This window comes from Pedobacter gandavensis, from assembly GCF_032678745.1.
Classification (GTDB): Bacteria; Bacteroidota; Bacteroidia; order Sphingobacteriales; family Sphingobacteriaceae; genus Pedobacter; species Pedobacter gandavensis_C.
In genome coordinates, this window is record NZ_JAVTST010000004.1 from 389,927 (window position 1) to 415,757 (window position 25,831).

The following is a 25,831-nucleotide window of genomic DNA, read 5'->3' on the forward strand; positions in this document are numbered from 1 at the left end:
GCAATATGATTTCAGTTTCTAACTTATCCCTCCGTTACGGAAAACGTACCTTATTTGAAGATGTGAACCTAAAATTCACGCATGGCAATTGCTATGGTGTAATTGGGGCGAACGGCGCAGGTAAATCCACCTTCCTTAAAATTCTTTCAGGAGAAGTAAACCAAACTTCAGGTAGTGTGGCTTTTACTCCTGGCGAACGTATGGCAGTTTTAAAACAAAACCACTATGAGTTTGATGAATTTCCAGTGATTGAAACGGTAATGATGGGTCACAAGGAACTGTACGACATCATGAAAGAAAAAGACGCTATCTATCTAAAGGAAGATTTTACTGATAAAGATGGTGAGCGTGCTGGTGAATTAGAAAATAGGTTTGCAGAGATGGATGGCTGGAACATGGAAAGCAATGCTGCTACTATGTTGAGCAATTTAGGAATTAAAGAAGAATACCACTATAAGCAATTAAAAGAACTGGATGGTACCCAAAAAGTACGTGTGTTATTAGCACAAGCGCTATTTGGTAATCCTGATGTATTGCTACTGGATGAGCCTACCAACGATTTGGACATTGAAACCATCGCCTGGTTAGAGAATTTCCTTGCAGATTACCAAACGATTGTATTGGTGGTATCTCACGATAGACACTTTTTAGATGCAGTATGTACGCATATTGTGGACATTGACTTCAGTAAAATGAGCATTTACTCGGGTAACTATACCTTCTGGTATGAGTCGAGCCAACTTGCTTTGAAACAACGTGGTGATCAAAATAAAAAACTGGAAGAGAAAGTTAAAGAGCTTCAGGAATTTATTCAGCGCTTTAGTGCGAATGCTTCGAAGTCGAAACAAGCAACTTCCCGTAAAAAAGCTTTAGATAAAATTGACATCTCGGAAATTAAAGCTTCAAGCAGAAAATATCCTGCAATTTTATTCAACAATTTGGGTAGAGAAGCTGGTGATCAGATTCTACAGGTTGAAAACCTTTCTTGTACTTTAAATGGAGATGTGATGTTTAAAAATGTCAGCTTCATGGTTAATAAAGGAGATAAAGTGGCTATTCTTTCTCAGAACAGTTTAGCTACGACTGCTTTTTATAATGTATTAACTGCTCGTGAGCCTAATTACACAGGTGAGTTTAAGTTTGGTATCACCATTAGTATGGCAGATATTCCTAACGACAACACTCCTTATTTCGAAGGAAAAGACGAAAATCTGGTAGATTGGTTACGTGAGTATTCAGGTACTGAAATGGATGAGCAGTTTGTAAGAAGTTTCTTAGGTAGAATGTTGTTCTCCGGTGAAGAGGTTTTGAAAAACGTGAAAGTGTTGTCAGGTGGTGAGAAAATGCGTTGTATGTTCTCTCAGATGATGTTAAAACATGCGAATCTATTGTTATTAGATGAGCCAACGAATCACCTGGATTTAGAGTCGATCACGGCACTAAACAACGGATTGAAAGATTTCAGAGGTACCGCTTTGTTTACTTCACGAGATCATGCTTTAACAGAATCGGTGGCAACGAGAATCATTGAAATTACGCCTAAAGGTGTAATCGATAAAATGATGACTTACGACGATTATATTACGAGCCCGGATGTAGCTCAACTAAGAGCAGAAATGTATAATTAATTTAAAAGGGGGCTGTTAAGCCCCCTTTTTTATGGACATCTGATTAAACATCTGTGTTGACGAGCTCTTTGAGCAAGCGATACAGATTTCGCTGCTGAAAGTACCTGTCCTTGTTGTTGTCCATTTCTTGTCCCGGTGCCGGGTGTTTAATAATTTCTCTAATGTCATCTATGATGCTCGGACTATCCAGATCCAACCTACGGAAATAGGCTTCATTATATATCTCCGCAATATTAGGCGCACCGCAATAGATTGGGATCGTATTGCAAATGGCGCAGTCTACAAACTTTTCTGTGATGTAATTCTTTTCATTTGAATTCTCAATAGCAATTGAATATTCATAGGGTAGTAAGGCAGTATGTTTGTGTTCTACAAAGCCTTTGTATCGTTGGTCAGGAATATGGAAGCCCTTGCCGTAAATATCAATATCCAGATCTGAGGAGAGTATCTTGCGAAGCAGCTTCAAACGCTTTGTATAATTACCAACATTAAAGCTAAGAGAGGAAACGATCATAGACAGCTTTTTAGGCTTCTGGATTGATTTATTCTCTGTAAACAGGGATTTATCTACATTATCATGAAAAAACATATAGGAGGGGCGCTCAATGACCTTCTTACCCAATTTGATCCGGTGAGTATCTTCAAACAATTGCTGATCATGAACAATCAGGTAATCACTTTCCCTTAAAAACCAGGTATTGATGTGTGCCGGACTCCAGGAAGGTTCCTGAATGATGGTAATGATTTTTGCCTCGATATTTATGCCTTCCTCAGTGCTATTAAATACCACAGCATAATCATACACATCTCCAGTAGTAAAGCTCAATTCATCATCATAAATTTCATAATTGGCCTTGAATCTTTTCAAAAGATCTTCTGATCGATCATAGTTTGCGAAAAATTTAACTCTCATATTTTTTGTTGGTTATCTTTGATATTTCGAAGGTAATTACAAAGAAATACTTTGGTAAATTATCGTCAATTATGGGACATTTGACCCTATTTGAACTAGGATTAGGATGTAATTTAGGATAACCCTAAATGAACTTCTGAGCTTATGAATTCCAATTCCCCATTAATTTCCTGTATTTGCATCACTGGCGATAAACCATTAGAGTTACAAAGGGCAGTAGCTTGCTTTATTAAGCAAGATTACCCTAATACTGAGTTGATCATTTCTTATCCAAAGAATGATCTGCCCAGCATTAATATTTTAAACCGACTGGTTGAAAATTCTATTATAAAAATGAGCCGGCTGGAAAGGCCAAGAGATGAAACTACTGTTTCTGCCAGAAATGCTGCCATAGAAATTGCTCATGGGGAATTTATATGCATGTGGCATGAGGACCACTGGCATCATGCCAATAGGATTTCAGATCAGTATAGAGTGATCAAAAATAGCCCCTTTAGATCCAGCGTGATTAGCGAAATTCTTCTTTTTGATCTAAAAAAACGGATGACCTATGCGTCCAAATTTAGATGCTGGCCAGAAACCATTTGCTGCGACAAACAAATCATGCTAAAGGCATGCTATATAAATGAAGAAACTACCTGGCGTCAAATCATTCAATTCCTTTTTTCACAGAATGTGCTATATCAGATCAACAACTCTCCTCATCTCTACATCTATATTTTTGATCACCTATGGAAAAATAGAACAATACCTTGCTCCAGGTATGCAAAAGGTGAAGGTCTGACTGACATAAATGAGATCGTCCTCGACATAATTCAGCTTGATCAATATTTACTAGACAATCGATAAAGAACTAATTTAATTTTGGGTCATTTGACCCTATTTCGAAATACACAGATCAGTAATTTTAGGCTAAACAAAATCTAAATGCAATGGCTAAATCATGGTATGTTTTTTTGGGTAGCGGAGACCCTCTCCTATCTTCCAATTATTTGAAAGTAACTGTCCAACACACTTGTCTTTGTGGCAATCAAATCTGCGCAATTTATTCGGAAGGTGATGAAGAACACCCTGAGTCACCACTATCTCCCCAATTACAAGAATATATAAGAAAAGCATTAGCTACTGGACAAATTCAACCTGATTATCCGGTTAACGCTAAAAAGTATGTGTATTTAAGATATAGATAACCTTAAAATGTTTGATTATGACATTATCCTCCCCATTAATCTCTTGTATCTGTATTACAGATAAAAGACCGGAACTGCTTCAAAAAGCAATTGATTGTTTCAGATCTCAAAATTATCTAAATAAGGAATTGGTGATTTCTTTTCCGAAAAATGACCACCTCAGCAAAAAGGTAATTAGCAATGAACAAAATGCTATGCTCAAAATTTTGAGCATAGCAAGAGAGGAAGACAGCTCATTAGGAGAAGCTAGAAATCAAGCCATAAAAGAATCCAATGGAGAATATGTTTGTACCTGGGATGATGATGATTGGTATCACCCCAGTCGAATTTCCTATCAATACAATAGCATTGAAAATAAAGGAGAAGGTTATCAGGCCAGTATTTTAACCCGCATACTGTTGTATGATGAAATCAAAAAAGAAACCTATTACTCTTTCAATTACACCTGGGAGGGTACAATTTTATGTAGGAAAGTTATTCTCCTGCAAAATCAGTATCGCCATAGTAACCAAGGCGAAGATTCCCATGTAATCGGCTTTCTCCGCAACAAAAAACAATTGCTAATGCTGGATCAGGCGCCCTTTTTATACATCTATATACATCATGGTAAAAACACCTGGAACTACGAACGTTTTGAATTTTTCATGTCCAATAGTCTCCTATTGGAAGGAGAAGAAAAGGAACAAGTACTCAGTTTCATGAATTAAAATCCATTTCACCCTCTAAAATATTTATTATGATTTTACCATTAGTCAGTTGCATCATGCCTACGGCCAACAGGCAAAAATTCATTCCATTGGCCATTCAATATTTTCTGGCACAAGATTACGCCAACGCAGAGCTCGTCATTATTGATGACGGTCTAGCACCTGCAACTCATTTAATCCCTGATGATCCAAGAATCAGATATTTTTACACAGAACCTTTAGGGACTATTGGCATAAAACGAAATTATGCTTGTGAGCAAGCCAAAGGTGAAATTATCATGCACTGGGATGATGACGATTGGTATGCTCCAGACTGGATTACCAGACAGGTTGCTGCTTTAACCACTTCCGCTGCTGACATCACTGGATTAAATCAGGTCATCTTCTATTCCCCCTCCGTTGAAAAACGCTGGTTATATCAGGATCTTGACTTAGAAAAACCATGGATTTGTGGCGCAACGATGGCTTACCATAAATCCTTTTGGGAAGAACATCCATTTATAGACATTCAGGTGGGAGAAGATTACGATTTTGTTTGGAATACAGGTGCCAGGACTTTTGCTATGGGATATATGCAAGGATTTGTGGCTATACTTCATGCACACAATACCAGTATAAAGCCAGTAGAGGATATCCGACACAAAAAAAATGGAACAAGATGGCAGGAACCAAAAAAAACGACTTCTCCATGAGTATTCCATATGTATCCTGCATCATGCCAACAGCGAACAGAGCCAAATTTATTCCTTTGGCTATTGATAATTTTCTAAATCAAGATTATCATAATGCAGAACTCATCATTATTGATGATGGAAAAGAACCTGTAAAGAACCTAATCCCTAAACACCATCGTATTAGATATTTTTATAAAGAAACCGTTAGCTCTATTGGCTTGAAACGCAACTTTGCATGTGAGGAAGCAAAAGGAGAGATTATTATGCATTGGGATGATGATGATTGGTATGCTGCCGACTGGATCAGCAAACAATTAGTCGCCATTGAATCCTCAGGAGCGGACATTTGTGGTTTAAACAATATCCTATTCTTCTCCCCAATTGTTGGAAAATTCTGGAGAGCTACTGATCAAAAAACAGAACAGCCATGGCTTGCCGGTGCAACAATGGTTTATAAAAAGAAGTTTTGGCAACAACATCCATTTAAAGATTTGCAAATTGGAGAAGACTATGATTACATCTGGAATACAGGAGCAAGCATATTTGCCCATAATTATATAGATGGATTCATTGCAACACTCCATGCACACAATACTACATTAAAACCATTCGAAGATTCAAGGCATAAAAAACATGCTTCTGCTTTAATGAATGTTATAAATGAGGGGAAAGCTGAAAACCCTGAAAAGAGTAAGCCTCATTATTAAAAATACTTTTATGCCTTGGTATCAATTAATCAATAACGAGCTGGACATCTGTAGTCCGGAGAGTTACAAAATATTAGACACTGTACCGGAAACCGTCGACGGACCATATTTATCTGCAGTTTTCGCTGATGAGATCCCTAATGATCCAGATCGAAAACCAGACCTAGAAGGCACTCCTGGGCTACTATTTTACATCATCCGGGCGCTGGCCAGAGGAAAAGGGCAACCGGTTTCTATGTTTCCACCCGTTCCTTTAGAAGTACGGATGTCTATGCTACCTGCTAGTGGAAGAATAGAAGGAATTTAATTATTTCATCTTTGGGTCATATGACCCTATTCCTAAAATAAACAACTCGTAATTTAGTATAAGAGAAAGGGAGAATCCGAAAACCCTGAATAAAGTAGGAGAAATTAAAGTTTTACTTGTTTTTTGATCGAAAAAACAATACATATTTATGGCTAATAATTGGTATGCATACAATGGCTTTGGAGACCCCTTTCTTCCTGGCAGCTACTTTCTCTCAGACATACAACCAAACTGCGATACAGGAGGATGTATGATATGTGCTATTTATTTAACTGGAACTTCCGATGTTCCAGGAAATATACCTGGGATTATTAAATACTACATAGCTAATGCTCATGTAACCCTAGTTTCTCAACCAACAGATGGCACTCGCTTTGTTTATGTGAAAAATTGTTGATTATGCACTCAAAAAAAATTGCTAAGAGAGCTTAAACACAATAATTCATTAATACTCTATTTAACTCATTCCATTTGTCTGCAGTCCAAAAAGTCGGATTCAAAAGAACGGAAATAATCTTTAAAAAAACGGAGGAAGCCGAAAATCCTGAACAGAGTAGGTGAAAATGAAAGTTTTTATTGCTTTTTGATTTATAAAAGCATTATAAGTTATGGCTAATAATTGGTATTCGTATAATGGGATTGGAGATCCTATTCTGCCAGGTAGTTATTTTTTAATGGATCTAGAACCAAACTGTCTAGGTGGTGGAACTATTGTTTGTGCTATTTATTTAACTGGAACTTCTGACGTTCCTGGTAGTATTCCTGCTAGTGTTAAAACATACATAGCTAATGCACAAGCCACACTGGTTGCACAACCAAACGGTGGTGCAAGACACTTTGTTTACGTAAAAGATTTATAGTAAATAAAGTGCATTATTAAAATTGAACTCCCGGGGAATGGCCTTTCCCGGGTTTATTCTTTTAAAGAAAACACCATTATCGAAGAAAGCACGACATCAAGGTTATTCATTTTGCAAAAACTCATGTAGTTTCGACTATTATATATTCTAGGGTTGAAACATATATCAATCCTTTGCTAACTGCACTAATTCCCCAACACCTATCTCTTATTGGAAGGTAGACGTTTTGTCTACCATAAAATTTCCCAATAAAAAACATAGATTTTCAATAAAATTTGAGACCTAGGGAATGACCTTTCCCTGATATATTGTTTTTATGAAAAACAATATATAATTTTACTCATGTCCTCATATCATTCATTTACAGATTTTGAGTTAACCTCTTTGTTAAAGAAAGGGGACCTAGTCGCTTACAATGAAATTTACAAGCGGTTTCAAGGATTGTTGTATATCTACGCCTGTAAAATAGTCAAGAATAATGATGATGCTGAAGACATTGTACAAGAAGTGTTTTTGTACTTATGGGATAAAAGATTTTCCATTACCATTACTAGTTCTATTTCCGTTTATTTGTATAAGGCTGTACAATATAAATTCATGAATTTGCTAGATCATAAAAAGGTAAGAGCAGATTACAAAGATTCATTAAATCAATTCCTTGACCATGGAGAATATATTACAGACCACTATATTCGTCAAAAAGAATTCAATCAAATCATTGAAAAAGAAGTTGCCGCTCTTCCTGATAAAATGCGAGAAATATTTGAATTGAGCAGAAAAAACAATTTGTCAAGAAAGGAAATTGCTGAAAAACTTAACATATCAGAAAAAACAGTCAAAAATCAAATCACCAATGCTTTAAAAATACTAAGGGGGAAGTTGACATTCTTCACATTCCTACTTTTACTGCTAAACAAATAATTTTTTTTAATCTTATCTAGGCCTTTGTATCTCTTTAACTTACTTAGTTATATAAAAGAGATTTTAATGAAAAGGTACAGCCCAGAAGAACTTATTCAAAACTATGTAAATGGCGATGCTTCCGAAGAAGAATGCATTATAGTGGAAAGCTGGCATATACAAGATATAAAGGAAAGTAATAACATCCCTTCTAAAGAAACCATCACAATAGTTCAAAAAAGAATGTGGAGCAATTTGACCTCCCATATACACCATAGGAAAGATTTAGTAGGCATTAAAGAATTATGGGTTAAGATCGGAATTACTGCTGCGGCCGTTCTAATCACTGCTGGAACAATATACCTCTACACACAGACCTTTTCGAATCCATCGACCTTGGTACTTTATCAGAATGATGTTGCGCCGGGGCAAAACAAAGCAACTCTTACTCTTAACAACGGAAAAGAAATTTTCCTCAATAATAACACCAAAGAGTTAATCGCAATTCAAGGAGGAACAAATGTAAGTAGATCAAACGGCTTGCTCATCTATGCGCCCTCACGCACACACACTACATTAGTTGTCAACAAACTGGAAACTCCCAGAGGAGGTAAGTACCAACTCCTTCTAGCAGATGGGACAAAAGTATGGTTAAATTCCTCTTCTATTTTAACCTATCCAAGCAACTTTAAAGGCAATGAACGTAAAGTAACCTTGGAAGGAGAAGCCTATTTTGAAGTCGCAAAAGATATAAACAAAGTATTTAAGGTAATCTGCAAAGAACAAACCATCGAGGTACTCGGTACTCATTTCAATATTAAGTCTTACCAAGATGATGATGAAACACGAACTGCATTGGCAGAAGGCAAAGTCAAAATAACTAAAGGACTTACACATACCATATTAAAACCTGGGCAAGTTGCACAAACGAATAAAAACTCTAAAAACATTAAAATCGAAAATACTGACATTGAAAAAAATTTCGCTTGGAAAAATAACGAATTTATTTTCATTGGTGATGATCTGATAAGCATCATGAAAGAAGTTTCAAGGTGGTATGATGTAGAGGTTATTTATAAAGGCAGCTTCAAACAAGGCAAATATTGGGGCGTCGTATCCCGTTCAAAAAACATATCGGAAGTACTAAAAATGCTGCAATTAACAGGAAAAATCAATTTTAAAATAGAAGGAAGGAGGATTACGCTTATGAACTAATCTGTACAAAATACTAAAGCAAAAAACCGGAGGTATGTAGCCCCCGGCATGATTTGGCTTTAATCAAGAAAATCAACTTAATAACCTGCCTGGTACCCGTCGGTTCAAGGACAATAGTAGTACCAAGCATAAAACCAAACATACCAAATGTATGAATTTTAATTCAAAAATATCATATAGGCAATCCGCCTACATGAGTAAATTTCTGTTCGTTATGAAACTAACTATTGTTTTAATGACTACAGTATTTCTTCAAGTCAGCCTAGCATCGGTCGCTCAAAAAGTGACATTATCTGAAAAAAATGCTACGTTGGAAAGTGTTTTCAAAAAGATTCGGATACAAACGGGATACGATTTTTTTGGGGACATTGATTTACTAAAAACAGCTAAAAAGATTAACATCAAAGTTAACAATTCACCTTTAGAAGAAGTCTTAGCACTTTGCCTAAAAAATCAAGACTTCTCTTATGTGATCAGCAACAAAATTATTGTACTCCAGAGAGTACAATATAGCAACAAGCAATTGGATTTGGTTCAGGATGTGATCATTCACGGAAAAATAATAGATCAAGAAAAACGACCACTAGCTGGAGCCACAATAACTATAAAAAGAACAAATAAATCCACAAAATCTAATAAAGATGGTGAATATAAACTAAATGTAGATCCAACAGACATTATTATTATTTCTTATGTTGGCTATGAAACACAGGAAATTAAGGTCAACAATATTAGAGACGGTTTATTCTTAATTACACTCCAGGTAAACACTAAAAACTTAAAACAAGTAGACGTAGTAAATACAGGTTATCAAACTTTACCAAAAGAACGTGTTACTGGTTCATTTCAAAACATTACCGCTAAACAATTGGAGCATAGCAACAGTCCCGATCTCTTAAAGAGATTAGAGGGTATCACTACTGGTCTCGATTTTAACAATAATGTGGTTCAGTACCCCACCAATTCTTCCCGATTTAGAGCACCAACACTAAGTGGGTTAACTATCCGTGGAAAAAACAATTTAAATATTATCCCAAGTACTGATCCCAATGAAATGAGTGGGCAGCCTCTGGTAGTAATTGATGGAATAGCAAGCCCCTATTCCATAGATAAACTGAATCCAAATGATGTAGAAAGTGTTAATATTTTACAAGATGCTGCAGCTGCATCTATTTGGGGATCAAGAGCTGCAAATGGAGTAATTGTAGTTACTACTAAAAGAGGACAGTTTCAAACACCAACTAGCATTTCTTTTGATGCCAATCTAAATGTGAGTGATAAAATAGATCTTTTTTATCGAAAGGTAATGAGTACATCCGATTTTATTGATGCGCAATTGGCACAATTGAGTTACAATTATAATCTAAACAAACAAACCATTGCTGATCCAGTAATTCCTAACCCACCTACAAATATTATTGCACAAGCAGCTATTTCACCAGTCGCTGAAATATGGAATTCTTGGAAAAGAAATAAGATCACTGAAGCACAATACAAAAGTCAGATTGATGCCTTACGTAATAACGATATCAGAAAAGATTACACCAAATATTTCCTTCGAAATGCAGTTGCTCAAAATTACAACTTAAGTGCTTCTGGGGGGATGAATAAATATGCCTACCGTGTTTCTGGAAGCTACGGTAAAACACTAAATAATACCCAAGGATCTGATGCGAATCGAATGTCGGTTATATATAACGCTAATATTAAGCCTGTAAAAAACCTGAGTTTAGGTGCCAATGTCACTTACAACCAACAAAACAGAAATGAACAAGGAGCTGGCATAACTATAACAGGAGATGGTCTTTCTCCTTATAGCAGATTGGTTGATGATGCTGGGAATCCAATCGCAGTCCCTAGGGGCTACCGTAAGGCCTTTCAAGACTCTTTAGCTAAGAAATTTGGTGATAAAATCCTAGACATGTCATTTAAACCACTGGATGATATTAAACAAGGTTATACGAAATATAAAACTCAAGTAATTAATCTGAATTTAAGTGCTGACTATAGTTTCAGCCCAATCTTTTCCGCATCTATTATATATAACAACTCTTGGGGACTTAATGACCAAACTCAACTAATCGGGCAAAACTCCTACTACATGAGAGATTTGATCAATAAATTTACAAATCGGACCACCTTTGTTAGAGTCGTCCCGCTTGGAGGTTTGCTAATTCCTGGTAGTGGGAAATCTAAAAATCAAACAATAAGAGCGCAAGTAAACGCCAATAAAAACTGGGGGCATAAACATGAACTAACTGCTATAGCGGGAGTTGAAGGTGCTCAAAACTATAATGATTTCAGAAGTTCCTTCTTTTATGGTTACAACGAACAAACCAAATCAGTAGATAATGCACTTCCTTTTAAAGTAAGAACACCATTGCTATTTATTGATCCTAGTGTAGGAGTATCCTCAAGTATCATTCCCTATTCAACACTATTCACGGATTACAGAATACGAACATTTAGCGTCTATTCCAATGCAGCTTATACATATGATAAGCGCTATACCTTATCTGCTAGTATCAGAAATGATTACTCTAGTATATTTGGAGAGGGGACTAATGACAACGGTGCAGCTTATTTTTCAGTTGGTGGAAAGTGGGACATCAACAATGAAAAATTTTACCATATCTCTTGGCTGCCTACATTGGGGTTGAAAGCTACTTTTGGCTATAATGGGAACCAGAATCCAGTGGTAAGTCCTCGTCCACTAATCATCTATAGTCCTATTTCATCAGATGGTTACCAACTACCCTATGCCTATACCACTGAAGGTTCGAATAGAGAATTAAGGCCTGAAAAAGCTGCATTTTTGAATCTTGGACTAAACTTTGGAACAAAAAGTAACAGCATAAGTGGTAATGTAGAGTATTACATCCGGAAAACGACGGACCTCATTGCTGAAACCTCTTTGGATCCAACTACAGGATTTTCAACTCTTTCCTATAATGCAGCCGACTTAAGGAGTACTGGAGTAGATATCACTTTAAATTCATTAAATCTGGAACTCAACAAATTTAGTTGGAGAACTACTTTCCTTATGAGTTATAATCGGGTTAAAGTCACTGACCTTTTTAGTAGCAAACCAAACACTGCAGCTCAGCAGATCTCTGGTAATCCACCATTTAATAAGGGTGCTGATCTTTCTAGACTTTATGCTTTTCGATGGGCAGGCCTAGACCCTGAAACCGGTGATCCAATGGGATATGTGAACGGAACTCCTATTAGAGTTACAGGTAACCCTACTGTTTATAACCAAATTGCAAATGCTCCTCTGTCTACTGCTCGTTACTTTGGTTCCGCAGTACCAGTATATTATGGTTCATTCATTAATACATTTAAGTATGGGAATTTTTCTGCATCGCTAAATTTCATGTACAAGCTAGGTTATTTTGTCAGGAGATCACCTTTCAATGTATTGAGATATTCTTTACTTATTCGTAGCAATACGATACAAGGTGAAGAATATGCCAACCGCTGGCAAAAGCCCGGAGATGAAAAAATCACTAATGTTCCTTCCATGATTTTCCCTATTGCTGCGGGGACTTCTGACAATAGAGATAATTTTTATTATTACTCAGAAATCAATGTACTCAAAGGTGATCACGTTCGCCTTCAGGAGATTAATCTATCCTATACACTAAGAAAAGGTATTGGGTCTATAAAAAGTCCACGGATCTACGCCAATGTAAATAACCTTGGTATAGTGTGGAGGGCGAACAAACTAGGTATCGACCCAGACATTAATGATTATCCTAATCCACGTACCTATAGTATAGGTTTAAGCGCAAGTTTTTAAACAAAACACATAAAAAAATGAAAGCCTTTAAAATATCATTACCCATATTAATACTCAGCTTAGGCATGGTATCCTGTCAAAAGTTTTTAGATGTAAAAAAAAGCAGCAGCCAGTTTTTTATGAGTACATCCAGTGATTGTCAGCTATTACTCGATGATTACTCAAAAATGAATACTGGCTACCCTTTGGATGGCGAAATATCAGCTGATGATTATTTCCTTAGTTCATCAAGTGCCCAACTCTCCAACATCACACAGGAAGAAAAGGATCTATACAACTGGAAACCTAATGCCCAAAGATTCTCTTCTTCTCCAAATTGGGTAAACCCTTACAATGTAATAAACAATGCCAACATGGTTTTACAAACATTGGATAAATTAAAAGGGGGAAAGGATGACCCTAACCTATTAAATACATTAAGAGGCGCCGCTCTTTTCTACCGAGCGTATTGCCTTTGGACGATAGCTCAGATGTATGCTAGACCATATTCTGTAAGTACTGCTAGTCAAGATCCTGGAATTCCATTAAAGCTTGATCCAGATATCAATATTAAATCTTCCCGAGGCACAGTTCAGGATACCTATAACAGAATAATACAGGACTTACAAGAGGCCGTCAACCTACTACCAAAAACCTCAGCCTATACAACCAGGCCCAACAAAATTGCTGCTTATGCAATGTTGGCACGCACCTATCTATCTATGGCAGATTATCCAAATGCCTTGGTTAATTCCAATTCGGCTCTGGAAATAAAAAAAGACTTATTGGATTTTAATACTATTGATCCAGACGAGGTCCCCGCCTTCACACGCTTCAATAAAGAAGTCATTTTTCATACTATAAGCAGCTACACATTTAGTAACCCAAGTATAGGCGCTATATTATTACCAGGTTATTACCAAGAACCTAACAGTTGTGTAGCAAGAATAAATCCAGCTTTAGTCGATTTGTACAACTCCAATGATTTAAGAAAGTCCAGGTTTTTGAAGCCCAATTCCATAGAAGTTATCTTAAAGGACTCAAATGGAAAGGATATTCCTGTGACCGTTGAAGATGGTACATTTCAGTTTTCAGGAAATTATGAGCCAACCATTGACCCAACTTTCTTCACCGGTCTAGCTGTAGATGAAGTCCTGCTCATTCGTGCTGAATGTTATGCAAGAGCGGGTAATATTGGTCCAGCTGCTGCAGATTTAAATCTATTACTAAAAACACGATGGAAACCAGGGTCTTACGTAGACATGAGCACTCAAACTCCGCCTGATGTAGCATTAAATACTATTCTTAACGAAAGAAGAAAAGAACTGTTGATGAGAGGTTTAAGATGGACGGATTTACGTAGGCTTAATAAAGCGGCAATTAGAATTACGAAAGAGGTCACTTTTACGGGGCTTAATACCAACCCAATAAGGGTTGAGAACACAACAACTTCAACCTTGCCTGCCAATGATCCAAAATTCACCTTACTGATTCCAAAAGGAGTATTGGATAATAGTAGCATCGCTCAAAACACTAGATAAAAACAATATGATAATACACAATAGATCGATAATACTCTTCGGCTTAATTTTATTCACACTGTCAAGTTCTGCTCAGGAGCAGAAGAATGCTTCTGAAAATAAGCCATTAAATCAATTTCAGGATCAAAAAACGATATTCACGTTAAAAGGAGAACAAATAGAAAATAGGAATAGGCATCTTCGTTTTTATGCTCTCACAGGATATCGTGAGGGCATAAAGCCTATTGTTTCACAATTCGGCATGAACTTCTTAGCTCAGAAAGATCAAGTACACGGAACACATCGTATAAAAATGTACAACCTTTCTATTACTGATATGCTAACTCATGGCTTAACAAAATCAGATGAGGTAATTCTCGAAGTAAAAGACTCCTCTAAATATAGATACGATCCAAAATACGGGCAAAAAAAAGATTGGTTGCGTAAAAATGCCTATTGCTATGAACTCCTGTTACCAGAAAACACACTCAAAAGCATGGACCTTGTTAGAGATCATTTGAGCCATTTATTTAAAGTAAAATGTGGGTATCAAAAACGTCAAATAAAAACCATAAATAAAAACCAAACTGGACAGGAAAATATTATCGAAAAAGAGGTTTTTGTCATTACTGAAATTAATTAAATCATGAAAAAACATCTTCTTTTAATTATTCCACTCCTTTATGTTCATACGCTACAGGCGCAAAACAGTTTGAATGTTGGAGATACTTTACCCAAATTTTCAATTCAAAAAATAATGAATTCAAATCAAAAAAGTATTAGTACGTCCGATTTTACCAAACAGTTACTAATCATTGATTTTTGGTCAATTTACTGTGGAGGCTGTGTTGCCGCCTTACCCAGAATGGAATATTTACAACAAAATTTTGGCGAAAAAATCAAAATAATCCCAGTTACAAGTGAACCCGAAAAATTAGTAAAATCATTTTGGAAAAAAAATAAGAACACTAAAGACTTATCACTCCCTTATGTTGTTGATGATACTTTATTTCATAAGTATTTTAAGCATCGTGCTGTGCCTCATGAGGTATGGATTTATAAAAACAAAGTAATCGCTATAACTGGTGGAGAATATGTAGATGCAGCAAATATAAATAAAGTCCTGAATGGTGAAAAGATCAAGTGGCCTATCAAAAATGATTTTGATCAATTTGATGCCACAAAATCTGCATTATTTCAAGTTGATGAAAATCAAATCAATCTTAAAAAAACTACTATTCAATATGCTGCAATTAGTGATTATAATGAGAATATTAGTAACATGAGTGTACTTGGCGGTGGATCAGGGATCATAAGAGATAAAATAAATAAAACTGTAAGAACATATTTTTTAAACTTCCCCATATATTCACTCTACTATTTAAACTTGAGTAAAGTTCCTAGACAAGGATTATTAAATACGCCCAGCAAATCTGGAAGCGGACCGAATGAAACTCTGTGGGAAGTAAAAGATCCAGATATATACAAATACAGGCCTGGTACAGGTTACCAAGCCAACTGGATTAGAAAAAATGGAATTTGCTTCGAATCAATTTATCCAGACACTGGACAGAATGATGTAGAAATTGCAAAATCTACTCTTAAAGACTTAGATCATCTACTTGGCTTACAGGTATATTGGGAGAAAAGACAAGAAAAAACATATCTCCTTCAAAGAATAGATACAACTATTGAAATAAAAGTAAAGAAAACATTAAAAGATGATCAAAGCTATATACGTACCATAGGGAACTCACATCAATTTCACGATACCCCATTGTCGACTTTAGTTTACAGATTAAATCAGGAAGTGAAAAACCCATACATTTTTGATCAATCTGGGTATACAGACAATGTAGATCTAACTCTTCAGTTCTCTGACTGGACAGATATACCTGCTATAAAAAAAGCACTTAAAGCCTATGGCTTGGACTTAAAAGAAAAATATCAAATAGTCGACAAACTCGTTTTCAAAGAAATCAACAACTAAACTATAAAAATATGAAAAAAATGAAACTAGCTTATTTATTAGCAATAATTTTGGCCTTCTGCAGCTGTAAAAAAATGAACAGCGTAACACCTATTGTAGAACAAAAATTAATGGTCAGTGATTTTGTGGGCGCCGGTGGAGCAGCCTTCAAAGACGGAGTAGGAGATGGAGCTGCTTTTAATCTTCCAAATTCTATGACAATTGATGCTACAGGAAACCTCTTTGTTGCCGACAATAATAATCTAAGAATTAGAAAGGTAACTCCTGATGGAACAGTTAGTACATTTGCTGGCAACGGAATACAAGGTTATCTAGATGGGACAGGAACAACTGCAAAGTTCGGTTACAATACATCAATTAGCATTGATGCACAAAACAACCTTTATGTCGCTGATCCGGAAAACTCGTGTATTCGGAAAATTACTCCCACCGGCGTAGTTAGTACCCTTGTCGGAGCTCCTGGGCGCAGTAATCTAGATGGTCCAATTGCTACGGCAGGTGTTAGTTTTAGAAATATTCCTGATCTCACTGTTGATGGCTTAAATAATGTTTATTTTATTGACAATAAAGGCATCAGAAAAGTCGGAATAAATGGAATTGTCAGCACGGTAGTTAAAATTGGCTCATCAAATATTACTGGGCCAATCGCAACATCAGCAATTAACAATCCACTACATATTACTTCAGATAAAAATGGGAATGTCTTTGTTTCATCATTAAGTCAAAGTAATCTTTTAATTTTCAAAATAAGTATTGATGGTGTTTTAAGTCGTTACGCGGGAGCTCCTGATGGAGAAGTTGGTTACCAACTTGGTATAAGTGATGTCGCAAGATTTACTAGGACAAGAAGTTTAACGTCAGACAAACTAGGTAACATATTCATAACTGACAATAATCATGTCGTTGTAAAAATTACGACTGATGGTTATGTAAGGCATGTTGCTGGAATTCAATATACCGGAGTTTATTTACCTTTTGTTCCTGGATCGGCGATGACAGCTACGTTGCCTGATATCATCGATGTTGCTATTGACCCTAATAATGGGACCCTATATGTTTTAGAAGAATCACCAAGTTCAATTTGCAAAATCGCCCTCATCGACAAACCAACTACCCCTCCTACCCAGACCGAAATAGACAAAGCCAACTGGAACAAACCAACCGGATGGAAATAAACCTTATCAAAAACACTAACCAACTAAACTTAAAAAAATGAAAAAAACAATACTCTGTATACTTGCTTGTGCTGTCTTTGCAGTATCTACAAACGCGCAAACCACTAATAATACTCCCACAATTAAAAAAGATACTACTGCATACCAAAAGAAAAATGAATTCAGGATCAGTATCGGCCTCGACGAAGGCATACCAACTGCCTACATATCTAAGTATTCTTCATTTGTAATGGGTGCTTCCTTACAAGGAGAATACATGGCCCTCAAAGAGCTTGGTGTAACCTTAAGTGCCAACTACCTTTATTTCCTAGGTAAAAACGGTGGAGATGGTTTATCCATGTTACCTGCCATGGCCGGTGTAAACTATTATATCACACCAAAAATCTTTATTTCCGGGCAATTAGGTGCCTCATGGTACCTAGGAAAAGACAGCGACAGCAAAACTTACCTCACTTATGCACAAGGCATTGGTTTCCAACCTTCAAAACGCATCAGCATATTAGCTAAATACGAAGGAATCAATGTAGGTCCATCTAAGACCTATTCTTTTGCGGGTTTACGTATTGCTTATAAATTTTACAAAAGAAAATAGAAGGAAATTTAGCATTGGATTTTAAAATATTAACGTTCGTCTTCATGGAGTAAAACCGGGACGGAGCTCTCCTCATGGCCGAGTTCTGGTAACTCCATAAAACATCATTTACAATAAAAAATTGGTTCTGTAGCCGGCGATATTTTTTAGTGCAGCGTATATATGAAAGACAAAAAATAGAACCGACGAATTTACCTGTCCGTTTTTCATAGCAATTCAAAATTCGCCGCTACATGAACCATAATTAAGGTCACAAGTAATCAATGATTTGATTAAAAAGTATAAACAATTAAAATATTTAAAAACCTGTTCTGCATTTGGCGGGATCTTTTAAAATGGTCAGCATTTTATTTGCATACAATGCCCTTGCAATGAACCTTAATTCATATAAAAAAAATGAATCAACATCCATTAATTGTCAACGCAACATTCAAATGCGATGATATGATCATGAAACGGATGTGGACTACTGGATACAAAGGTATTCAACAACTAGCCTCCACGATTTGCTATGACACCCCATACTACCAGCAAATTCCCTATACTGGTGACACCAGAGTTCAGGCACTCCAAGCCTTATACTTAGCCGGTGATGATAGGCTCATGAAAAAGGCCATATTGGACTTTTACCATTCCAAAACTCCAGAATACATGACAAATACCCGAAATCTGGGCGGCAGAATGAAAATCCTTCCTACTTTTTCTCTTTATTGGGTATGCATGATCTACGATTATTGGATGCACAGAAAAGACGATGCATTTATTAAGCCACTCCTCCCCTCGGTGCAAGGTATATTAGACTGGTACGATCGGCAGTTAATTGGGGATCAGGAAATGCTTGGCGCTATAAAATGGTGGAGCTTTGTGGATTGGGATAAGTATAACGGTTGGGGAATTTCTCCCGATCCGAAAAATGGAAAATCTTCCATTATGTCTTTTCAATATGCCTATACCTTAAAACTAGCTTCGAAATTATTTAAAGCCTATGGCGATCCTGATTGTGCAAAGAACTACTTTGAACTTTCCGAAGAAATTAGTAGAAACACCTTACGATTATGTTTAAATAATGAAAAATGCTTAGTTGCCGACAGTCCGGAACAGACCTCTTTTAGTCAATATGCGAATATTTGGGCAATTTTAAGTGGTGCAGTTGAAGATAAAAAAGCAGATGACATCATGTATCATCTGTTGTATGACAAACAAATTACCCAGCTATCCGATTATTACAAGTTTTATCTAAATCTTGCATTAAAAATGGTTAACATGGGAGATTACTACCAAATGCAACTTGCTAAATGGGAGCGTCTACGGAACCTGGATTTCCAATCTCCAGGTGATAAATCTGAGCCCGTTCTCGAAGACCTTAACGGATGGAGCCGGTTTCCAAATTACGAATTCCTATCCAGCATTTGTGGAATCACCTCAGCATCGCCAGGGTTCAAAAAAGTCCTAATCCAACCAGCCCTGGGAAATTTAAAAGAAATAGAGGCCAGTATGCCTCATCCAAATGGCATCATTCATTTAAAATTCAAAACCTTGAGTAAAGAAAGAATGAGTGCAGAAATCACACTCCCTCCAAAAACAGAGGGCATCTTTATTTGGGACAAAAAAGTCTATGAGATACATAGCGGATTACATAGAATTGAATCGATAGTTTTTAATAACTCGTACTTATGATGAATCAGTATCGGCCACTCGTCTCCTGTATCATGGTAACAGGAAGCAATTTGCAAATGATCAGAAATAGCATCAGTTATTTCCTGGATCAAAATTACCCTTATAAAGAGTTAATTATCATTGATGATGGCCATACCTGTTTAAAAGACAAAATACAAAGCTATCCACATGTGCATTATTTCCATCTGGATTCAGCAGCTTCCAGCGCATCAAAAAGAAATTTCGGCATCTTTCAATCGCAGGGAGAAATTATCATGCACTGGAATGATGAGGATTGGTATGCACCTGATTGGGTTTATCGCCAAAGCAATACACTCATCTTTACTCAAATTCATATTTGCGGATTACACACGGCATCTGCAAAGAGATCAGATGAAAGTTACTACCAGAGATTGTATGGAAAATCTAAAACAAGGATATATTCCATGGCCCCATCCACATTATGTTACCTCAGGTCATTTTGGGATAAATATCCTATCAAAGATATCCTAAATATGGAAGATGCCGACTTTGTTAGAAATTCCGGTGGTTTGGTTTATTGCCACACCTATTCGGCAGGATATCTGGAGGCATTTCATAAAGCCGATAAAAACATCTCCTTCGAGGACAAAGAAGAAAGAGCAGAAATGATCAACCGACGAAAAGCAAGTCAGCAGCCTTATCAAAGACCTTCAATTCATGTTCGTAATGAATATGCCTGGATCATTCCTGTGACCTGTATCTTATGTACCCATAATGGAGAAGAACACCTCCCGCATGCCATTGAGAATTTACTGTATCAGGATTATTTAGATATCGAGTTGCTCATCATAGAAACAGGCACCAGTTGCTGCTCCCAATTGATCCCCTACCATAAAAAAATCAGTTACATCTCTTATGTGCCTTCCGCTACAATTGGAGAAATGAAAAATATTGCTTGTGAAAAAGCACATGGACAAATCATCCTGCACTGGGATGAGCAAGATACCTATTCCTTCGATTGGATTACCCATCAGGTCAGTTCTCTGATTAGTCTCGGTGCTGATGCCTCGGGACTTGATAAGTTTATAGTCCATACCAAGGATGTAGGAAAAACCTTAATGGTTAAAGACCCCATCAATAAAAAAGGTTGGGTATATGGAGCAACGCTAGTTTATTGGAAACAACTCTGGAAAATGTTCAAATTTAAAGCTTTGCAAATGGGGGAAGATGATGATTTTCTCAATAGATCTAAAGCATTTGTCTATCCTCATGATTACACCAAAGGCTTCATCGCAAATATAGGCGAGAGAGGCCAAAGTCACTTATAAAGCTCATTTATCCCTCCGCCCTCTTCCTTCGAAAGCTGCACGCTGTGCAGCTTTTCTTCTCTCCTTTTATGCCCTCTGTTCAGATTGAACAAAAAACTGTAAAGCAAGGGTCAACTATCCTGTAAACATAGCACAATCGCGTTTAATAGGGTTATTCGCCGCTTTTGTTTTGCTAATTTAGTGAGGTAATCCATCAGGGATTTCTATTTTTTTTTGTTTTCTGAAGTCGCATTTTTAATCAGCCCAAAGATAATCACATGGAAAATGACCGTTTTTTCAAAGCGCTGTCCCGCCAGCGAAATCCATCACACGAACTCAAAACACATTTCAATAGACTACTCAAAAGAGAAGTTCGTCAAGCCCATACCAGAATTTTAGATGCAGGAGATGTTTGCAATAAGATGTGGTTTATAGTAGAAGGTTCCGCCATGGCTTACATAGCTAAAAAAGGGAAAAAAGTCCCTTATTGGTTCTGGAATGAAAATGAGGTGATGGTCCCCGTACACAGTTTTTTCAAACAGGTTCCCATAGATGGCTATATAGAAGTAATGGAGCGAACTACGCTACTCAGCATCTCCTACCAAGGGGTAAGAGCGCTCATTGAAAGGTTTCCTGATTTCAATTTTCTCCTGATGGACCTAATGGAAGATTTTCAATATTCTGCTGAGAAAAGAATTTGTAGCCTAACCACGATAGACCCCTGCGAACGATACGAATTACTGATGAAAGAGTCAACGTTTATTGCTAGAAAAGCACCTGTAGAAGCCATCGCTTTCTACATTGGGGTGTCAAGAAAAACGTTAAACCGGATTCGTATGAAAAGATAAGCAGCTCAATTTGGGTCATTTGACCCTCTTTCGCAAGCCTTACTTCAGTAACTTTAATTCAACACTTTTAACATAAAAACTAACTAAACGTATGAACACTTATCCTTTTATCATCATTATCAGTATTCTGCTCATTATCATGTGGGCCTATGCTGCCATATCCAAACTGATAGAACTGGAGCAATTTAAACAATCGCTAGCCACCCAGGTCTTTCCAAAATGGATAGGGAAAATTCTTGTTTGGGTATTGCCAATTATAGAATTGGGTATAGTATCATTATTGCTATTTAAAAATACACAGATCATTGGCATGTATGCTTCATTTGCCATGATGCTACTCTTTACCCTATATGTAGGTGGCGCAGTATATAATATTTATGAACGTCATCCCTGTGCTTGTGGCGGATTATTTGCCAAACTGGGATGGAAAAAACATTTTAGAGTGAACGTGTTTTTTATGTTATTGTCAATGATTGGCGTAGTGTTGTTAGAGAATGGTGGAATTTGAACCAGAAAAGGGGGCCGGGAAACCAAATAGCTCACCGGCGCCCTTTATTTTTTTTAAGAATTAATGATCATGACCATCTGCTTCAACAGGATGTAATTCAAATTTCAAATCCAGTTTATTTGAACCAGAAAACTTAACCGAAAAATCCGGATTGTTCCAATCTGCGCCAGTAATACCAGACTTTACACCTGGATTAAGATGGCGCAATACATATTGAAAAGTAAATCCTGCAGCAGCTTTATCTACCGTAAGATAACCCGTTACTCCTACATTTATCTTTTTATTACTCTTATCTCGATCTCCATAAGCATAGGTTAGAACCCCTGTAGGCCCTCCTAGAATGAAAGCTTGATATTGATCCTGCTGATCCAAAAATCCCTGCTGCAATTCATTATTAGCAACATCAAATGATCTTAAACTCAATTTATAGGTTTTACCCTCCTGTAAATGTGCATGCGTTCCTGCTGCTGCCATCCCCTTGCTGTCAAATGTGATGACCAATGGTTTTGCAGATGCAATAGGATTGTAATGGAAATGATCCCCATGCGCTTCCCGCTCTACCTCTAAAAAGCTTAATTCTGACTTTCCAGCTACTTCTTCCACAACTTCGGGTTTAGGATCCTTTTTACAAGCATTAAATGTTAAAGCAATAACTGCGACTAAAATAGCTACTGAATACTGACGTAATTTTTTCATAATGGTAATTTACTTTGTGAATAATTGTTTAGAGAAGCCGGCTTTCTCATTCAATTGCAATTAAGTTGCAAATATATCTGAATAAATTACAAATGCAACTGTATTGCTTTTATATTTGTAATCTTAATATTTATATCATGATAAAAGCCACTAACAAGAAAACTTTATTGAAATCAGGTCGCTTAGACCAGGTTGGAATCACAGCATCTGTTGCTTGTGCCATTCATTGTGCCGCATTACCATTCCTCATCACGCTATTACCACTCTGGGGCTTGAGCTTCCTGGCAAATCCCTGGGTAGAGTTTAGTATGATTGGTTTATCGCTATTCATAGGAACCTGGTCTTTAGCCCAATCCTATCCTAAACATAAAAGAATCATCCCCATTCTTGTCTTAATCACCGGATTTTTGCTGATTGGAACCGGGCATTATGCGCTTTCATTTTTAGAAGCAATATTGATTCCTTTGGGTGGCTTTACTATCGCACTGGCTCACTTCCTCAACTGGAAATATACACGCAATTGTGTACACCATTAATTATCAATTAACGCAGTAGCAAATACTTTACAACGAAAGCATTGCAATCTTATGGCATTTAGTACTTTTGTAAACACACACAATATGAATAAGAAACTGATATTCGGTGTATTTTTACTTTTTGTAAGCATGATCAATCCGGGTTGTACACACCAACACCCAGATGGTAAACAGCTTTACTTAAAATATTTAAAAAGCCGCGTAATAAATACCAAACATTTATGATCTCTTTAAAATCTGTAGCTCATCGATACCATCCTCAGCAAGACATCCATTTTGAGGATTGGCAAATCGATGCCGGATCACAATGGCTCCTTCTGGGGGCATCAGGCAGTGGAAAATCGACCTTACTTCACATCCTTACAGGTATACTAAAGCCTGCACAAGGAGCTGTAACCATAAAAGAAACTTCTATTTATGACCTATCTTCTAAAGAACTAGATCAATTTAGAGGTCGGAACATTGGTATTGTCTTTCAACGACCACACCTGATTAAAAGTCTGAATATATCAGAAAACTTAGTTATTGCTCAAAGTTTTGCTAAACTCCCTACAGACTTAAAAAGAGTGAATGAGGTATTATCCGCTTTAGGCATTGCAGATAAAAAAAATGCGTATCCGGATCAATTGAGTCAAGGCCAATTACAAAGAGTATCCATTGCCCGCGCAGTAATCAATAAGCCTGCGCTACTAATTGCTGATGAACCAACTTCAAGTCTCGACGATAAAAATGCAGCCATTGTATTGGATCTGTTAATGCAACAATCTGGTGCCAACCAAGCCACTTTAATAGTGGCAACCCACGATAAAAGAGTAAAAGATGCATTTAAAAACACCTACGAACTATCATGAGCCCTATAAAAATTAGCTGGAAGAGCTTATGGTCTAAACCGCTTTCTTCTGCATTAAATATGATGCTCATCGCTTTTGGTACCGGAATATTGACCATTCTACTATTAGCATCTCAACAGATTTCTCAAAAACTAGACAACAACTCAAAAGATATAGATCTGGTGGTTGGGGCTAAAGGCAGTCCGCTGCAACTAATTCTCAGTAGCATCTATTATATAGATTTTCCTACCGGCAACATCCCACTCAAAGAAGCAAAAGAATTGTCCCGCAGCCCATTTGTAAAAAGAGCAGTACCGCTGGCTTTAGGCGACAATTACAATGGGACACGAATAGTTGGAACAGACAGTAATTTTGTAGCCTTGTATCATTTGAAATTGCAGGATGGAAAATTCTGGAATAACGATTTTGAAGCCACCATCGGAGCAAGTGTAGCACAAAGTCAGCAGTTAAAAATTGGTGACACATTTTATGGCGCACATGGATTAAGTAGCAGCAGTGATGTCCATAAAAGTCATCCTTACACCGTATCCGGGATTTTGGAATCCCAGGGAAATGTAACCGACAACCTGATTTTAACGAATATTGCCAGTGTATGGAAAATGCACGATGAACATGAAGATGACCATCAGGATGCAGCCACAAAGGAAGATGAGCACCATCATCATGAAGGAGAAAGCCATGCTGATCACCAACACGAAGATACAAAACAGGAAAAATCAAAAGCACAAGCGGATGAAAACAGAGAGCTTACCTCTTTACTGATTCAATACCGCTCTCCAATGTCCGTAGCCATTTTCCCTAGAATGGTTAATGAAACGACAAACATGCAGGCTGCTTCTCCTGCCCAGGAAAGTACAAGACTATTCTCTTTAATTGGTGTAGGCGTAGAAACATTGCAATGGTTTGCTGTTTTAATTATGCTTATCGCGGCCATCAGCGTATTTGTAAACCTTTACAACTCCTTAAAAGAACGTAAATACGATCTGGCGATCATGCGTACACTAGGCGCTTCCAGAGGGAAGCTCTTTTTGATCGTCATCATTGAAGGGATCATTCTTACCTTGGTAGGAACCATCATTGGCGTTGCATTAGGACACTTTGCCTTACAATTTATCGGTCATTATCAAGAAAGCAATCAAGCTCGTCTTACAGGTATGATCTTCCTAAAGGAGGAAATATATTTGTTTGTTGCTGGCTTAGCGATTGGTATATTTGCAGCTATCATCCCTGCAATACAGGCTTACAGGTCCAATATTTCCAAAATATTGTCTAAAAACTAACACAAATA

Annotated in this window: 25 protein-coding genes; 23 read left to right on the forward strand and 2 right to left on the reverse strand. The window is 37.0% G+C overall.

Annotated features, from left to right (window positions below):
- Positions 1 to 5: 5 nt before the first annotated feature.
- Positions 6 to 1,628: an ABC-F family ATP-binding cassette domain-containing protein gene (locus tag R2S10_RS15945; RefSeq protein WP_316841482.1), complete on the forward strand. Its 1,623-nt coding sequence runs from the start codon at positions 6 to 8 to the stop codon at positions 1,626 to 1,628.
- 43 nt (positions 1,629 to 1,671) lie between these two features.
- Here the strand turns inward: R2S10_RS15945 and R2S10_RS15950 are convergent, their stop codons facing one another.
- On the reverse strand, positions 1,672 to 2,541 hold the full coding sequence (locus R2S10_RS15950) for a glycosyltransferase family 10 domain-containing protein (protein ID WP_316841418.1): 870 nt from the start codon (positions 2,539 to 2,541) through the stop codon (positions 1,672 to 1,674).
- 144 nt (positions 2,542 to 2,685) lie between these two features.
- Here R2S10_RS15950 and R2S10_RS15955 point away from each other — a divergent pair, with 144 nt between their 5' ends.
- From R2S10_RS15955 to R2S10_RS16045, 19 genes are all read left to right on the forward strand, one after another.
- On the forward strand, positions 2,686 to 3,390 hold the full coding sequence (locus R2S10_RS15955; protein WP_316841419.1) for a glycosyltransferase family A protein: 705 nt from the start codon (positions 2,686 to 2,688) through the stop codon (positions 3,388 to 3,390).
- A gap of 83 nt (positions 3,391 to 3,473) precedes the next feature.
- On the forward strand, positions 3,474 to 3,731 hold the full coding sequence (locus tag R2S10_RS15960) for a hypothetical protein (protein ID WP_316841420.1): 258 nt from the start codon (positions 3,474 to 3,476) through the stop codon (positions 3,729 to 3,731).
- Positions 3,732 to 3,748: 17 nt separating this feature from the next.
- Positions 3,749 to 4,438, forward strand: coding sequence for a glycosyltransferase family A protein (locus tag R2S10_RS15965; RefSeq protein WP_316841421.1), 690 nt, complete (start codon positions 3,749 to 3,751; stop codon positions 4,436 to 4,438).
- Positions 4,439 to 4,467: 29 nt separating this feature from the next.
- Positions 4,468 to 5,130, forward strand: coding sequence for a glycosyltransferase family A protein (locus R2S10_RS15970; protein WP_316841422.1), 663 nt, complete (start codon positions 4,468 to 4,470; stop codon positions 5,128 to 5,130).
- Positions 5,097 to 5,819 carry a glycosyltransferase family A protein gene (locus tag R2S10_RS15975; RefSeq protein WP_316841423.1) on the forward strand — a complete coding sequence of 241 codons (723 nt, stop codon included), beginning with the start codon at positions 5,097 to 5,099 and terminating at the stop codon, positions 5,817 to 5,819. The genes R2S10_RS15970 and R2S10_RS15975 overlap by 34 nt, the downstream gene beginning before the upstream one ends.
- Positions 5,820 to 5,829: 10 nt before the next feature.
- Entirely contained in the window at positions 5,830 to 6,126 is a 297-nt protein-coding gene (locus tag R2S10_RS15980; protein WP_316841424.1) for a hypothetical protein, read from the forward strand.
- 608 nt (positions 6,127 to 6,734) lie between these two features.
- Positions 6,735 to 6,986, forward strand: coding sequence for a hypothetical protein (locus R2S10_RS15985; protein ID WP_316841425.1), 252 nt, complete (start codon positions 6,735 to 6,737; stop codon positions 6,984 to 6,986).
- Positions 6,987 to 7,328: 342 nt separating this feature from the next.
- Positions 7,329 to 7,907 carry an RNA polymerase sigma-70 factor gene (locus R2S10_RS15990; protein ID WP_316841426.1) on the forward strand — a complete coding sequence of 193 codons (579 nt, stop codon included), beginning with the start codon at positions 7,329 to 7,331 and terminating at the stop codon, positions 7,905 to 7,907.
- 66 nt (positions 7,908 to 7,973) lie between these two features.
- A complete protein-coding gene (locus R2S10_RS15995) occupies positions 7,974 to 9,101 on the forward strand; it encodes a FecR family protein (RefSeq protein ID WP_316841427.1) in 1,128 nt (375 codons plus the stop codon).
- Positions 9,102 to 9,336: 235 nt separating this feature from the next.
- Positions 9,337 to 12,903 (forward strand): SusC/RagA family TonB-linked outer membrane protein, encoded by a 3,567-nt coding sequence (locus tag R2S10_RS16000; protein WP_316841428.1) that lies wholly within the window; start codon positions 9,337 to 9,339, stop codon positions 12,901 to 12,903.
- Between the two features lie 17 nt (positions 12,904 to 12,920).
- A complete protein-coding gene (locus R2S10_RS16005) occupies positions 12,921 to 14,423 on the forward strand; it encodes a RagB/SusD family nutrient uptake outer membrane protein (RefSeq protein WP_316841429.1) in 1,503 nt (500 codons plus the stop codon).
- Positions 14,424 to 14,430: 7 nt separating this feature from the next.
- A complete protein-coding gene (locus tag R2S10_RS16010) occupies positions 14,431 to 15,045 on the forward strand; it encodes a hypothetical protein (RefSeq protein WP_316841430.1) in 615 nt (204 codons plus the stop codon).
- 3 nt (positions 15,046 to 15,048) lie between these two features.
- Positions 15,049 to 16,392: a TlpA disulfide reductase family protein gene (locus R2S10_RS16015; RefSeq protein ID WP_316841431.1), complete on the forward strand. Its 1,344-nt coding sequence runs from the start codon at positions 15,049 to 15,051 to the stop codon at positions 16,390 to 16,392.
- A gap of 11 nt (positions 16,393 to 16,403) precedes the next feature.
- Positions 16,404 to 17,567, forward strand: coding sequence for a hypothetical protein (locus R2S10_RS16020; protein ID WP_316841432.1), 1,164 nt, complete (start codon positions 16,404 to 16,406; stop codon positions 17,565 to 17,567).
- 37 nt (positions 17,568 to 17,604) lie between these two features.
- The gene (locus R2S10_RS16025) at positions 17,605 to 18,159 is read left to right on the forward strand and encodes a hypothetical protein (RefSeq protein WP_316841433.1); all 555 of its coding nucleotides are present in this window, start codon (positions 17,605 to 17,607) and stop codon (positions 18,157 to 18,159) included.
- 396 nt (positions 18,160 to 18,555) lie between these two features.
- Positions 18,556 to 19,836 carry an alpha-L-rhamnosidase C-terminal domain-containing protein gene (locus R2S10_RS16030; RefSeq protein WP_316841434.1) on the forward strand — a complete coding sequence of 427 codons (1,281 nt, stop codon included), beginning with the start codon at positions 18,556 to 18,558 and terminating at the stop codon, positions 19,834 to 19,836.
- Positions 19,833 to 21,125 carry a glycosyltransferase family A protein gene (locus R2S10_RS16035; protein WP_316841435.1) on the forward strand — a complete coding sequence of 431 codons (1,293 nt, stop codon included), beginning with the start codon at positions 19,833 to 19,835 and terminating at the stop codon, positions 21,123 to 21,125. The genes R2S10_RS16030 and R2S10_RS16035 overlap by 4 nt, the downstream gene beginning before the upstream one ends.
- Before the next feature lie 257 nt (positions 21,126 to 21,382).
- Positions 21,383 to 21,952, forward strand: a complete 570-nt coding sequence (locus R2S10_RS16040) for a Crp/Fnr family transcriptional regulator (RefSeq protein ID WP_316841436.1) — start codon at positions 21,383 to 21,385, stop codon at positions 21,950 to 21,952.
- Between the two features lie 91 nt (positions 21,953 to 22,043).
- Positions 22,044 to 22,460: a MauE/DoxX family redox-associated membrane protein gene (locus tag R2S10_RS16045; RefSeq protein ID WP_316841437.1), complete on the forward strand. Its 417-nt coding sequence runs from the start codon at positions 22,044 to 22,046 to the stop codon at positions 22,458 to 22,460.
- A 60-nt stretch (positions 22,461 to 22,520) separates the two neighbouring features.
- On the opposite strand, the gene R2S10_RS16050 is transcribed toward R2S10_RS16045, so the two are convergent.
- The gene (locus R2S10_RS16050) at positions 22,521 to 23,156 is read right to left on the reverse strand and encodes a hypothetical protein (RefSeq protein ID WP_316841438.1); all 636 of its coding nucleotides are present in this window, start codon (positions 23,154 to 23,156) and stop codon (positions 22,521 to 22,523) included.
- 137 nt (positions 23,157 to 23,293) lie between these two features.
- Between R2S10_RS16050 and R2S10_RS16055 the strand changes: the two genes are divergently transcribed.
- From R2S10_RS16055 to R2S10_RS16065, 3 genes are all read left to right on the forward strand, one after another.
- Positions 23,294 to 23,692, forward strand: coding sequence for a MerC domain-containing protein (locus R2S10_RS16055; RefSeq protein ID WP_316841439.1), 399 nt, complete (start codon positions 23,294 to 23,296; stop codon positions 23,690 to 23,692).
- 221 nt (positions 23,693 to 23,913) lie between these two features.
- A complete protein-coding gene (locus R2S10_RS16060) occupies positions 23,914 to 24,543 on the forward strand; it encodes an ABC transporter ATP-binding protein (protein ID WP_316841440.1) in 630 nt (209 codons plus the stop codon).
- On the forward strand, positions 24,540 to 25,823 hold the full coding sequence (locus R2S10_RS16065; RefSeq protein WP_316841441.1) for an ABC transporter permease: 1,284 nt from the start codon (positions 24,540 to 24,542) through the stop codon (positions 25,821 to 25,823). The genes R2S10_RS16060 and R2S10_RS16065 overlap by 4 nt, the downstream gene beginning before the upstream one ends.
- The last annotated feature ends 8 nt before the right edge of the window (positions 25,824 to 25,831 follow it).

What these genes read in the sequence shown, in the direction of transcription:
- R2S10_RS15955 (WP_316841419.1), top strand. Translation starts at nt 2,686, where the DNA reads ATGAATTCCAATTCCCCATTAATTTCCTGTATTTGCATCACTGGCGAT.
- R2S10_RS16015 (WP_316841431.1), top strand. Translation starts at nt 15,049, where the DNA reads ATGAAAAAACATCTTCTTTTAATTATTCCACTCCTTTATGTTCATACG.
- R2S10_RS16005 (WP_316841429.1), top strand. Translation starts at nt 12,921, where the DNA reads ATGAAAGCCTTTAAAATATCATTACCCATATTAATACTCAGCTTAGGC.
- R2S10_RS15950 (WP_316841418.1), bottom strand. Translation starts at nt 2,541, where the DNA reads ATGAGAGTTAAATTTTTCGCAAACTATGATCGATCAGAAGATCTTTTG.
- R2S10_RS16010 (WP_316841430.1), top strand. Translation starts at nt 14,431, where the DNA reads ATGATAATACACAATAGATCGATAATACTCTTCGGCTTAATTTTATTC.
- R2S10_RS16055 (WP_316841439.1), top strand. Translation starts at nt 23,294, where the DNA reads ATGATAAAAGCCACTAACAAGAAAACTTTATTGAAATCAGGTCGCTTA.
- R2S10_RS16000 (WP_316841428.1), top strand. Translation starts at nt 9,337, where the DNA reads ATGACTACAGTATTTCTTCAAGTCAGCCTAGCATCGGTCGCTCAAAAA.
- R2S10_RS16065 (WP_316841441.1), top strand. Translation starts at nt 24,540, where the DNA reads ATGAGCCCTATAAAAATTAGCTGGAAGAGCTTATGGTCTAAACCGCTT.
- R2S10_RS16060 (WP_316841440.1), top strand. Translation starts at nt 23,914, where the DNA reads ATGATCTCTTTAAAATCTGTAGCTCATCGATACCATCCTCAGCAAGAC.
- R2S10_RS16030 (WP_316841434.1), top strand. Translation starts at nt 18,556, where the DNA reads ATGAATCAACATCCATTAATTGTCAACGCAACATTCAAATGCGATGAT.
- R2S10_RS16045 (WP_316841437.1), top strand. Translation starts at nt 22,044, where the DNA reads ATGAACACTTATCCTTTTATCATCATTATCAGTATTCTGCTCATTATC.
- R2S10_RS15945 (WP_316841482.1), top strand. Translation starts at nt 6, where the DNA reads ATGATTTCAGTTTCTAACTTATCCCTCCGTTACGGAAAACGTACCTTA.
- R2S10_RS15990 (WP_316841426.1), top strand. Translation starts at nt 7,329, where the DNA reads ATGTCCTCATATCATTCATTTACAGATTTTGAGTTAACCTCTTTGTTA.
- R2S10_RS16020 (WP_316841432.1), top strand. Translation starts at nt 16,404, where the DNA reads ATGAAAAAAATGAAACTAGCTTATTTATTAGCAATAATTTTGGCCTTC.
- R2S10_RS15995 (WP_316841427.1), top strand. Translation starts at nt 7,974, where the DNA reads ATGAAAAGGTACAGCCCAGAAGAACTTATTCAAAACTATGTAAATGGC.
- R2S10_RS16040 (WP_316841436.1), top strand. Translation starts at nt 21,383, where the DNA reads ATGGAAAATGACCGTTTTTTCAAAGCGCTGTCCCGCCAGCGAAATCCA.
- R2S10_RS15970 (WP_316841422.1), top strand. Translation starts at nt 4,468, where the DNA reads ATGATTTTACCATTAGTCAGTTGCATCATGCCTACGGCCAACAGGCAA.
- R2S10_RS16025 (WP_316841433.1), top strand. Translation starts at nt 17,605, where the DNA reads ATGAAAAAAACAATACTCTGTATACTTGCTTGTGCTGTCTTTGCAGTA.
- R2S10_RS16050 (WP_316841438.1), bottom strand. Translation starts at nt 23,156, where the DNA reads ATGAAAAAATTACGTCAGTATTCAGTAGCTATTTTAGTCGCAGTTATT.
- R2S10_RS15975 (WP_316841423.1), top strand. Translation starts at nt 5,097, where the DNA reads ATGGCAGGAACCAAAAAAAACGACTTCTCCATGAGTATTCCATATGTA.
- R2S10_RS15980 (WP_316841424.1), top strand. Translation starts at nt 5,830, where the DNA reads ATGCCTTGGTATCAATTAATCAATAACGAGCTGGACATCTGTAGTCCG.
- R2S10_RS15965 (WP_316841421.1), top strand. Translation starts at nt 3,749, where the DNA reads ATGACATTATCCTCCCCATTAATCTCTTGTATCTGTATTACAGATAAA.
- R2S10_RS16035 (WP_316841435.1), top strand. Translation starts at nt 19,833, where the DNA reads ATGATGAATCAGTATCGGCCACTCGTCTCCTGTATCATGGTAACAGGA.
- R2S10_RS15985 (WP_316841425.1), top strand. Translation starts at nt 6,735, where the DNA reads ATGGCTAATAATTGGTATTCGTATAATGGGATTGGAGATCCTATTCTG.
- R2S10_RS15960 (WP_316841420.1), top strand. Translation starts at nt 3,474, where the DNA reads ATGGCTAAATCATGGTATGTTTTTTTGGGTAGCGGAGACCCTCTCCTA.